General features: G+C 33.6%; 7 protein-coding genes. 6 read left to right on the plus strand and 1 reads right to left on the minus strand.

The genetic code is table 11. The features are described from left to right. Nucleotides 1–187 precede the first annotated feature (187 nt). Nucleotides 188–1,672 (plus strand): glycosyl hydrolase, encoded by a 1,485-nt coding sequence (locus FLACOL7796_RS20005; RefSeq protein WP_173972566.1) that lies wholly within the window; start codon nucleotides 188–190, stop codon nucleotides 1,670–1,672. Nucleotides 1,673–1,924: 252 nt separating this feature from the next. Here FLACOL7796_RS20005 and glmM read toward each other — a convergent pair whose 3' ends face one another. Beyond that, nucleotides 1,925–3,313 (minus strand): phosphoglucosamine mutase, encoded by a 1,389-nt coding sequence (glmM, locus tag FLACOL7796_RS20010; protein ID WP_173972567.1) that lies wholly within the window; start codon nucleotides 3,311–3,313, stop codon nucleotides 1,925–1,927. 285 nt (nucleotides 3,314–3,598) lie between these two features. Between glmM and FLACOL7796_RS20015 the strand changes: the two genes are divergently transcribed. From FLACOL7796_RS20015 to FLACOL7796_RS20035, 5 genes are all read left to right on the plus strand, one after another. Continuing rightward, nucleotides 3,599–4,183 carry an acyl carrier protein phosphodiesterase gene (locus FLACOL7796_RS20015; protein WP_173972568.1) on the plus strand — a complete coding sequence of 195 codons (585 nt, stop codon included), beginning with the start codon at nucleotides 3,599–3,601 and terminating at the stop codon, nucleotides 4,181–4,183. A 34-nt stretch (nucleotides 4,184–4,217) separates the two neighbouring features. Beyond that, entirely contained in the window at nucleotides 4,218–5,897 is a 1,680-nt protein-coding gene (gene ggt, locus FLACOL7796_RS20020; protein ID WP_173972569.1) for a gamma-glutamyltransferase, read from the plus strand. Nucleotides 5,898–5,972: 75 nt separating this feature from the next. Beyond that, nucleotides 5,973–7,757: a chloride channel protein gene (locus FLACOL7796_RS20025; RefSeq protein ID WP_173972570.1), complete on the plus strand. Its 1,785-nt coding sequence runs from the start codon at nucleotides 5,973–5,975 to the stop codon at nucleotides 7,755–7,757. Nucleotides 7,758–7,830: 73 nt separating this feature from the next. After that, entirely contained in the window at nucleotides 7,831–8,586 is a 756-nt protein-coding gene (locus FLACOL7796_RS20030) for a LytR/AlgR family response regulator transcription factor (protein WP_173972571.1), read from the plus strand. A gap of 25 nt (nucleotides 8,587–8,611) precedes the next feature. Further along, a complete protein-coding gene (locus FLACOL7796_RS20035) occupies nucleotides 8,612–11,566 on the plus strand; it encodes a sensor histidine kinase (RefSeq protein ID WP_173972572.1) in 2,955 nt (984 codons plus the stop codon). Nucleotides 11,567–11,794 lie beyond the last annotated feature (228 nt).

An 11,794-nucleotide genomic window follows, 5' to 3' on the forward strand; every position in this document is an offset into this window, starting at 1 on the left:
TTATTTCTTTTTTTGATTTTTTCATTTTATAAAGTTCTAAAAAATGAAAAGACTCTAATTCTGTAAACTAAGAATTAATTTGATGGGTTTTTGTAATATTTTTTTATCGAATCTCTAAAATGATAAATTAGATAAACGACATATATTTGATATTGATAAAAGTTTTCCCAAATCCAAATTATCTACTATGACAAAAAAATTATCTATTTTATTTTTACTGAGTTTTTCAACGGCTATTTTCGCTCAAAGCCCAAAGCGCGGAATAGCTTACGGGAAAAACTCAACCGCCGACCTACTGGCGCTTAAACCAGGGATTTCCTGGTGGTACAATTGGGGTTCTCAACCCGAAAATGATACTAATGCCAATTATGAATCTATTGGCGTAGAATACGTTCCTATGGCCTGGAATCAGGTTGGCGACAACGATGTTCAGGCTTTTATAAACCGCATAAAACCCGGCGCCAAATATTTACTCGCTTTTAATGAACCTAATTTTAATGATGGCGCGCGCATGACGCCACAAGATGCTGTAAACGCGTGGAAGAATATCGAAAAAATAGCTGCTGCCAAAAATCTTGAAATAGTAAGTGCCTCTCCTGCTTTTAACGATCCGAATAATAGTTATGGTAATATTAGTAGTCCAACTGCCTGGCATGACCAGTTTTTTCTTTTATGCCCCACCTGCAAAGTAGATTATATTGCTTTTCATACTTATGATAGTTCTTCAGGGTCTGTTATTGGTGTTACAAGTCTTCTCAAAAAATACAACCGTCCTATTTGGGTAACCGAATTTGCGAACAGAGTAATTCAGACTGCAGCACAGAAAACGACTTTTATGAAAGAGGTAATCACTAATTTTGAAAATGATCCGGACATTTATCGTTATTCATGGTTTACAGGAAGGGTCGATCCTACATGGACGGACATGCTCGAAGGACAATTATTAGCTCCTCAAAGCGGTGTTTTAAAACCTATCGGAACTGAATACATCAATACAAGTTACACCACCAAAAAAATGAATGTTCCCGGCAGAATAGTTGCCAACAAACATTACCGAAGAAAAGGTACCAACTTGCAAAATACTTCAGATTCCGGAACGGGACAAAATGTAAGCGCTATAGATCAAGGAGACTGGAATGAGTTTATATTGAATAATGACAATGCCGGAACATATAATTTTACTTTTAGAGTAGCGTCAACGACTCAGGGTAAATTTGATATTCTCGTAAATGATATTATTGTAAAAGCAGACGAAACTTTCCCGGCAACCGGAGGATTTCAATCTTATACCAACAAAGTTGTCAACGGAATTACATTACCAAAAGGCGAAGTTTACCTGAAAATCAAATTCAAATCAAACGACATGAGTTTTAATTATATTGATGTTGTTACGGGAAGTTTGGGTGTAAATGATCCTGTACTGGAACAGGATTTTTTCACGGTTCATCCAAACCCTGTTAAAAGTCAATCTGTATTGCATATAAAATCTGCAAATACAGAACCTTTGACTTTAAAAATTGTAGATATGAGAGGACAAATTTGTTACGCGTCGGATGCCAATTTCACAAATGAAGATATTAAAATTGGTGACAAATTATTAGCAAACGGAGTTTATATTGTAACCGCTACATATGGCTCAGTAACCAAAACATTGAAGATTATCAAAAACTAGCTTTTCATATGAATTATGATTTGAAATGTGCCACTAGGCACTAAATATTGGTAGTTCAATATAATTTCGAAATTCGTTGGCGTGCCGTAGGTACGCAACAAAACGATAGCTATTGCGTACCTACGCACGCTATAGGTATTCTAATTCATATTTTCTACCAATATTTAGTACCTAACGGTACAAATTGCTGATCAATAAAAAACCTCTTTCAAATTAATGAAAGAGGTTTTTTATTTTAAAGAATTGCTAAAATTAAATCCCAGCAATTGCTTTTATTTCATCTATAATTCGAAGAGCCAAAACATCAGCTTTTTCCTGAGAAGGAGCTTCTGTATAAATTCTGATAATTGGTTCTGTATTTGATTTTCTTAAATGTACCCATTCTGTAGCAAAATCAATTTTTACACCGTCAATCGTAGTAATATCTTCGTTTTTATATTTTTCTGTCATCGCAACCAAAATCGCATCAACATCAATTTGTGGTGTTAATTCGATTTTATTTTTACTCATATAATATTCAGGATAAGAAGCTCTCAAGGCTGAAACTGATATTTTTTTGTTGGCCAAATGAGTAAGGAACAAAGCCACTCCTACTAAACTATCTCTTCCGTAATGAGATTCCGGATAAATGATTCCACCGTTACCTTCACCACCAATAATAGCATTGTTTTTTTTCATTAATGCTACTACATTCACTTCACCAACAGCACTTGCTTCGTATTTTCCGCCATGAGCGATAGTTACATCACGCAAAGCACGAGACGATGACATATTCGAAACTGTATTTCCAGGAGTTTTACTCAAAACATAATCGGCGCAAGCCACTAAAGTATATTCTTCTCCAAACATTTCTCCGTCTTCGCTAATAAAAGCCAAACGATCTACATCCGGATCTACCACTACTCCAAGATCTGCTTTTTCTTTTACTACCAATTCAGAAATATCTGTTAGATGCTCTTTTAAAGGTTCCGGATTGTGAGGAAAATGTCCGTTTGGTTCGCAGTATAATTTTACCACTTCAACGCCCATTAATTCTAATAATTTCGGGATAATGATACCTCCTGAAGAGTTTACACCATCAACAACTACTTTAAATTTTGCTGCTTTTACCGCTTCAACATCAACTAAAGGTAAATTCAAAACCTCGTCGATATGAATATCCATATAAGCATCGTTTACCGTGATTTCGCCTAAATTATCAACATCCGAGAAATCGAAAGCCTCAGCCTCAGCAATTTCAAGAATTTTTGCTCCTTCATCTCCACTTAAAAATTCTCCTTTTTCGTTTAATAATTTTAAAGCATTCCATTGTTTTGGATTATGAGATGCTGTTAAAATAATTCCACCGTCTGCTTTTTCTAAAGGAACAGCCACTTCTACAGTTGGCGTTGTCGAAAGTCCAAGATCAATTACATTAATTCCTAAACCTACTAAAGTATTTACAACAAGATTATGAATCATCGGACCAGAAATTCTGGCGTCGCGACCAATTACAACCGTTAATTTTTCTTTTGAAGTATTGTTTTTAAGAAAAGTACCGTAAGCCGATGCAAATTTTACAGCATCAACAGGAGTCAGGTTATCTCCTACTTTTCCACCAATTGTTCCTCGTATTCCTGATATCGATTTTATTAAAGTCATTTTTATGAGTTATGGTTACCAGTTACAAATATAGAAAAGTTACTAAGGTTCTAAGCTTCTAAGTTCCTAAGATTTTGCAAAAAGTTATTGAGAAGCTAAGTTGCTTAGGTTCCAGGAATTTAAAATAATTGTTAATTATGATAAGCAGAAACCGAAATAATATAACAAAATGATGTGAAAAAGTTTTCATACTTTTACTAAAATAACATTAGTTCTTAGCAGCTATCTTAGTTAACACAAAAACTTAGTGCCTTAGCAACTTAGAACCTTAGTACCTAAACAAAAATGAATTTCCTAGCCCACATCTATTTGTCCGGAGATAATGATTTAATCAAAATTGGCAATTTTATGGCCGACGGAATTCGCGGAAAACAATTTGAACATTTTCCTGAAGAAGTTCAAAAAGGCATTATTTTGCATCGATCAATTGATACTTATACCGACTCTCATGATGTTTTCAGACAAAGCACCAAACGTTTACACGAAAAATACCATCATTATGCCGGCGTCATTGTAGATATTGTTTACGATCATTTTCTGGCGAAAAACTGGACAAAATATTCCGATGAAAAACTAGACGATTTCATTAATCGATTTTATACGTCATTACATGAAAATTATCCTGTTTTAACCGAAAAAACACAACGCATAATGCCTACCATGATTCAGGAAAACTGGCTTTCGAGTTATCAAACCGTTGAAGGAATTCGCTATATTCTGACGCAAATGGACCGAAGGTCTAAAAACTTATCAAAAATGCAATATGCCGCCAATGAATTAGTAGAATTTTACCCGGAATTCGAACAGGAATTCACCCTCTTCTTTGAAGATATCAAAGAACATTCAAAACATAAATTACTTTCTTTATAAATCGATGACGATTCACAACATACCTTTCTTCTTTATGAAAAAAATAGCATTCTTATTTGGCTTTATCTCTATATATAGTTTCGCACAAACTGTAAAACCAACCGGATTAGTAGCAACAAAAGCAATGGTAGTTTCGGCACGCCAGGAAGCTTCTAAAGTAGGTGCCGAAATCATACAAAAAGGCGGAAATGCTTTTGACGCTATGGTAGCCACCGAATTGGCTCTTGCAGTAGCCTATCCGTACGCAGGAAATCTGGGCGGCGGAGGATTTATGGTATACAGGAAAGCGAATGGCGAAGTTGGATCTCTGGATTATCGTGAAAAAGCACCGTTAGCCGCATCAAAAGATATGTTTCTGGATAAAGACGGAAATGTTATAAAAGGTAAAAGTACCGAAACGCCTTTGGCAATTGGAGTTCCCGGAACGATTGCCGGTGTTTTTGCTGTGCATAAAAAACTAGGTTCTTTGCCAATGGCAGAAATTCTAAAACCTGTTATTGCCCTTGCAGAAAGAGGTGTTGTCGTTACCAAAAAACAAGAAAAAAGACTTCAGGATTATCATGACGCGATTGTAAAAGTAAATGGCCCAAATACGCTTTTGGCTGGTAACTTTAAAGAAAATGATACCATTAAATATCCGGCTCTTGCCAACACCTTAAAACGGATTGCAAAAAACGGAAGAAACGAATTTTATAAAGGCGAAACGGCTAAAATTTTAGTGAATTACCTTCAGAAGAAAGGCGGAATTATAACCCTTCAGGATTTGGCAAAATACGAGGCCAAATGGAGAAAGCCATTACAATTTAAGTATAAAGATTTAAAAGTAACTTCGATGGCACCTCCAAGTAGTGGAGGAATCTGTCTGGCTCAAATCATGAAAATGATTGCTCCTTATGATTTAGCCAAAATGGGACACAACACAGCCGAATCTATTCAGGTAATTGTCGAAGCTGAAAGACGCGCTTACGCCGATAGAAGTCAGTTTTTAGGAGATCCGGATTTTGTTAAAATTCCAATTAATGGGTTAATGGCTGATTCGTATTTAAAAGAAAGAATGTCAACTTTTGATGTCAACAAAGCCAGTTTATCATCAGAAATCAGAGAAGGAAAAGTAAACTTTAACGAAAGTACAGAAACCACACATTATTCTATTGTAGATGCACAAGGAAATGCCGTTGCAGCAACCACAACCCTTAACGACGGTTACGGATCAAAATATTATTGTGATGAATTAGGTTTCTTTTTGAATAACGAAATGGACGATTTTAGCGCCAAACCGGGATCTCCAAATATGTTTGGTTTAGTAGGAAATGAAGCCAATAGCATTGCGCCACAAAAAAGAATGTTAAGTTCTATGACGCCTACAATTGTAGAGAAAAACGGCAAATTATTTATGGTCGTAGGTTCTCCGGGAGGTTCTACTATTATTACAAGTGTTTTACAGGCGATTTTAAATGTTTACGAATACAACTTAAGCATGCAGGAAGCTGTAAATGCACCACGTTTTCATCATCAATGGTTACCGGATTTAATTACCTTCGAACCTAATGCTTTTGATGCCAATACGATGAATAATCTAAAAGCAAAAGGGTATTTAATCAATGAAAAAAATACACCTGTAATTGGTAAATTAGATTGTATATTGGTTCTGCCGGACAACACTCTCGAAGGCGGCGCAGATTTTCGTGGAGACGATGCTGCCGTAGGATTTTAATTTTATTGAGAATTATCATTTATATTCAAACATTATGAGCTAAATTTGTAGTTTCCCTAACTTTTTACAAACAGAATGCTAAAAAAATATTTTAGAAGACTAGAAAGCATCATCGCTTTGGCACAATCATTAATGACTCCAAAGCAGTTTATTTTTTTATCAAGTGTTTTAATTGGTATTTCATGTTCGTTGGCTGTAATTGTTTTAAAAACTTTTGCCCATAGCGTTTTCTCTTTTGCGACTTATATTAATGGGATTTTAAAACTGAGCTTCATTAATAGTATCCTGCCAATTGTTGGTATTGTACTGACGGTTTTTGTGGTAAAAAGAGTGCTTAACGGAAGCATCGAAAAAGGGACTTCTCAGATTTTATATGCCGTTGCTAAAAAGGCCAGTATTATCCCAAAGAAACAAATGTATGCTCAGATTGTTACCTCTTCGCTTACTGTTGGTTTAGGAGGTTCTGCAGGTTTAGAAAGCCCAATTGTTATTACAGGTGCCGCATTTGGATCTAATTTTGCCCAAAATTATAAATTACCTTATAAAGACAGAACATTACTTATTGGCTGCGGAGTTGCTGCCGGAATTTCGGCTGCTTTTAATGCCCCAATTGCCGGAGTTCTTTTTGCCATAGAAGTTTTATTGGTTGATGTCAGTATTTCGGCCTTTACACCTATTATGATTTCTGCCGCTACCGGTGCTTTGGTTTCTGCTATTGTTTTAGACGAAACTATTTTATTGTCGTTCAAAAAACAAGAAGCTTTCAACTATCATAATATTCCTTTTTATGTGATGTTAGGAATCTTGACTGGTTTTATTGCGGTTTATTACGCCAGAAACTTTCAAAGAGTCGAACATTATTTTTCTAATTTAAAAGTAGGACCTTATAAAAAAGCCTTAATTGGTTCTTCGTTATTGGCATTACTTATTTTTATATTTCCAACTCTTTTTGGAGAGGGTTACGAAAGTATTAAAACCTTATCTGAAACTGATCCGGGAAAATTATTAGACAATACCTTATTTGCCGATTTTAGAAACAATCAATGGGTGTTGCTTCTCTTTGTGGGATGCACGATGATGGTAAAAGTATTCGCTTCAGGATTAACTCTTGGAAGTGGTGGAAATGGAGGTAATTTTGCTCCTTCGCTATTTTTAGGATCTTATTTGGGATACTTTTTCTCTAAATTCATCAGCTTGATTGGTTTATCAAAATTGCCAATTAGCAACTTTACTATGGTGGGAATGGCCGGTATTTTGAGCGGATTATTTCACGCACCACTTACTGCAATTTTCTTAATCGCCGAGATTACAGGCGGTTATAGCCTTATGATTCCGCTTATGATTGTTTCGTCAATAAGTTTTGCTATTTCTAAACGTTTCGAAAAATATTCTCTTGATGTAAAAGGTCTTGCCAAAAAAGGTCACGCTTTTACCAGCAATAAAGATTCTAATATTCTTTCTACTCTGGATATTGATACGATCATTCAATGCGATTATTTAACGGTTCACCCTGATGAGAATTTAAGCAAATTGGTTGATCTTATCTCGCATTCAAACCAGGTTGTTTTTGCCGTTGTCGATAACGAAAAAGATCTTGTTGGAGTGGTTCATTTTAATGATATTCGGGAAATTATCTTCAACAATTATCGTGTAAAATATACATTGATAAAAGATGTTATGAAAACTCCGGTTGCTACCATTTCTTCTGATGACAGCATGGAAATTGTCATGAGTAAATTCGAAAAATCAAAATCAGCTTTTCTTCCGGTTTTACGAAACGGTAAATATTTCGGATTCATTTCTAAATCTATTGCACTCGAAGCTTACCGAACTAAATTGCGCTCTATGACGATTGAATAAAACCAATTTAAAAAAATAGCACCTGTCTATTTTCTTTCCAAAAACAACCAACCAAATACCACTAAAGTCTGTTATGAAAATTAAAGCAATTATTGTTGATGACGAATCGCATGCCCGCAGTTTCTTAAAAAAACTATGTAATTTCTATTATGAAGATAAAATTGAAATAGTTGATCAATGCAATTCTGTTTCATCTGCTTTAATTTCAATAAAAAAACACGCACCCAATCTTGTTTTTCTGGATATTCAGATGCCGGATGAAAATGGTTTTGAATTGCTTTCTCATTTTGAAAGTTTATCATTTGAAATTATTTTTACAACAGCCCACAAAGAATATGCGATCGAAGCTATTCGTAAAAGCGCTTTAGACTATTTGTTAAAACCAATTGATGTACAAGATTTTAAAGCCGCAATTAGCCGATTGGATGCTGTTTTAGAAAAAAAACAAAGCATCAATAAATATGAACTTCTAACTGAAAATTTAAACCACTCAAACTCAGGAAAACAAAGAGTTGCATTTCCTACGAAAGTTGGTTTTGATGTGGTTCAAATCAATAAAATTATTTTTTGTAAATCTGATGGTTCCTACACTTTCATTCAAACCACAGAACAGCAACATTATACCTCAAAATCCTTTAAAGAAATTTGCGAATTATTAGAATTTGAAAAACAATTTCTAAAAGTTCATCGAAGTTATTTAGTGAATGCTGATTATGTTAAAAATTTTAAATCTGAAGATTTTGTCTTAGAAATGACTTCAGGTGATGAAATTCCGGTTTCAGATCAAAAATTTAGAAAAAACAACCTTATTGATGCTATCACAAAATAAATTTCTTTTTTGTGTATATCTCTTTATGCTTCCAATTATTACAATTGGTCAAAATTTTCCATCCAGAAACTTTACCACATCAGATGGTTTGCCCAATAATGCCGTTCGTGCGTTATTTTTAGATTCTAAAAACATTTTATGGATTGGAACTGAAAATGGAGTTTCAAGAATGGAAAACGGAACTTTTACCACTATTGATGAAAGCAACGGATTAGGCCATAACAGTTGTTGGGATATCACAGAAGATACCGATGGAAATATGTGGTTTGCCAGTTATGGCGGTGGCGTTAGTAAATTTGATGGTAAAAAATTTACCGTTTTCAGAATGAAAGATGGGCTTTTAGCCAATAAAACAAGAAAAGTTTTTCCGTTCAAAAACAAAATTTATGTCGGTACAGAACAAGGTGTTTCTATCATTGACATAAAAACAAACAAGCTAATTACCCCTAAAGTTCCTGAGCATAAAGAGGATTTTATTTCCTTAGCTTTTGTTACCTATCGAGACGTTGTCTATTTTACTTCTACTTTTGAAGGTTTATTTAAAATTGACGAATCTTCTCCAACTCCGCGTATTGTTCCGGTTGTCTTGCATAAAAATTCATATTCATTAGGACTTTTTGGCTCGACACTTTACAGCGGAAACGAAACATATATTAATAAATATGATTTTGATGAAATTTTAAACGGGAACAAATTATCTGTAAATTTTGGAAAATCATTTGTATGGCAATTTGCAAAAGACAACAGAAACACCATTTTTGCCGCTGCCTGGGGCGTTTATACTCCAGACGGAGGACTTTATACGATTGCAGATGATAAGATGACGGATGTTTCTAACATCTACGGAATTGACTCTAAAGTTCTGTTGAATGTGGTATACGATAAATTTAATGACATTCTTTATGTTGGTTCGAACGACAATGGAATTTATCAGGTAAGATTAGATCAGATTATTAATTATAATCCATTCATATTAACATCAATTATCGATTTTGAAAATTTCAATCATGATAAATTGATTTTAGATACCAAAGGATTAAAAGTTCTAAATGCAAAACAAGAAATTACAAATTCGATTTCTCTGGAAGATTTTAAGAAAAGTGAAATGTTTTTTTACAAAAAAGGACAAAACATCTTAAAGAAACAATCGGCAGAATCAAGAGATTTTGAATTGAATTTTAATATTCCAACAAATGAAATTGAGTTTTACGAAATTGTAAAAAATCAAAATTCGTTATGGATAAATAGCAACATAGGAATTTTTGAAATTGATAAAAACTATAAAATAGTCCATTACTTGCCCAAACACAGTTTGAAAATTGGTTTTGGTTATGATAATAAATTAATAGAAACCATTACGTATGCAGGAGTTCGCGTGTACGAAAATTTAAAAACTTTAGAAAATACACATTATTCCAAATTCAATAAAAACACGCCACAATACATCGTAAAAATTTTAACCAACAATAACAAAACCTATCTTCTATCTGTTTTTAATGGAATTTATGTTTACGAAAATGGTCAGTTTCGATCGTATTTAGCCGATGGAATCTGGAAAGAAAAAAAATTCAAACACATTACAAAAAACAACAAAGGACAACTTATTCTGGCCGCTGAATTCGGCGATGTTTTTATAGTTGATGATTCAAAATCTTTCAAAATCCTTAAAACGATTTCAAAAAAACAAATTATTGGTAATACAATTTTATTCCTTGAATCCTACAAAGACTATGTTTTGATAGGTACAGAAAAAGGTATCAATATTTATAAAGATGGCATTGTAAGACTTATTGACAAAGAACAAGGTTTAAAAGATTGCAGAATAACCACTTCTCAAATTTTTGACAACACATTATGGCTGGGTACTCAAAAAGGATTTTATACCATAGATCTCAACCGTTTAATTGCCAATCAGTTGACAGTTTCTGAAATCGGAATCAGTAAAATTGCCATAAACAATATTCCTTTAAAACCTTCGTCTTATAAATGGTTCAGATACAACTCAAAGCAACTTGTTTCAGACTATAAGCATAATTCATTTTCGATTGATTTTGTTCCAAAAGGACATCCTTTCCCTAACAAACTAAAATTTAGATATCGCCTAAATAATAACAATCGTTGGAGTCCGTATACCGAAAAAACCAATGTATTCCTGCCCTATTTGCCTTATGGAAACTACAATGTAGAGATTGAAGTTTTTGATATGAATGCAGGAAAATCAAAAGTATTTACGATTTTACAGCTATATATTCAGCCGCCGTTTTGGTTAAATTGGTGGTTCATTATTCTAATCATTACCGTTTTTTCCGGAATAATTGCATTTGTTTTTCTTAGAATAAAAAGAAAATCGAACGAAAAAACAATCATTCAGCGTCGTATTGCTGAGACCAAACTCGAAGCTTTATTGAGTCAGATGAATCCGCATTTTACTTTTAATGCGATGAATGCCATTCAGGATTTCATAATAAGTAACGACATCGAAAACTCGCTGCTCTACATTAGTGAGTTTTCGAAATTAATTCGTAAAACACTCGAAAACTCTTCTAAACAAACCATTACCATAGAGGAAGAAATAGAATATCTTGAAGCCTATATCACGATCGAAAATATGCGTTTTGACAATAGAATCGATTTTGAAATTCAAATTTCGCCTGAAGTAGATACTTGTTTTACCAAAATTCCAACAATGCTTTTACAGCCTTTTGTAGAGAATGTTTTTGTCCATGCTTTCAACGAATCGAGTATTTCTCCGAAGTTAATAATTTCGTTTGAAATGATTTCAAACACTCTTTTAGAATGTAAAATTATAGACAACGGAATGAGTTTAAATGCAGCTAAAAAAAGCAAACTCCATCAATCAAAAGGAATTCAGCTTACCAAAGAGCGTCTTTCATTATTGCAAGACCTAAAAAATGACTCTATCAAAATTGATTTTAGCGAAAATAAAGGTACTACCGTAACTATTTTACTTTTGGTTTAATTTCTTTTATTTAAAATTCAAAAGCACTTATCAAAAGTTGGTAAGTGCTTTTTTTGTTTACAAACCAAAAAAATGGTTTCATATGAAATAAAGAGGTTTTTAAAAGGTAAATCAATTAGAAAAGGGGTGATAATTTATTTTTGAAAACTAACAAAGCTAAATTTTTACTATGTCTAATTTTTATTGCGATTAGTGTAGAAAAAGAGTTCATATATATATATATATATA

Origin of the sequence: Flavobacterium bizetiae, from assembly GCF_902804475.1 — a bacterium.
Taxonomy (GTDB): domain Bacteria; phylum Bacteroidota; class Bacteroidia; order Flavobacteriales; family Flavobacteriaceae; genus Flavobacterium; species Flavobacterium bizetiae.

Excerpts from the sequence above, each read along its gene's own strand:
- FLACOL7796_RS20005 (WP_173972566.1), top strand. The coding sequence starts at position 188 with ATGACAAAAAAATTATCTATTTTATTTTTACTGAGTTTTTCAACGGCT.
- glmM (WP_173972567.1), bottom strand. The coding sequence starts at position 3,313 with ATGACTTTAATAAAATCGATATCAGGAATACGAGGAACAATTGGTGGA.
- FLACOL7796_RS20015 (WP_173972568.1), top strand. The coding sequence starts at position 3,599 with ATGAATTTCCTAGCCCACATCTATTTGTCCGGAGATAATGATTTAATC.
- ggt (WP_173972569.1), top strand. The coding sequence starts at position 4,218 with ATGAAAAAAATAGCATTCTTATTTGGCTTTATCTCTATATATAGTTTC.
- FLACOL7796_RS20025 (WP_173972570.1), top strand. The coding sequence starts at position 5,973 with ATGCTAAAAAAATATTTTAGAAGACTAGAAAGCATCATCGCTTTGGCA.
- FLACOL7796_RS20030 (WP_173972571.1), top strand. The coding sequence starts at position 7,831 with ATGAAAATTAAAGCAATTATTGTTGATGACGAATCGCATGCCCGCAGT.
- FLACOL7796_RS20035 (WP_173972572.1), top strand. The coding sequence starts at position 8,612 with ATGCTTCCAATTATTACAATTGGTCAAAATTTTCCATCCAGAAACTTT.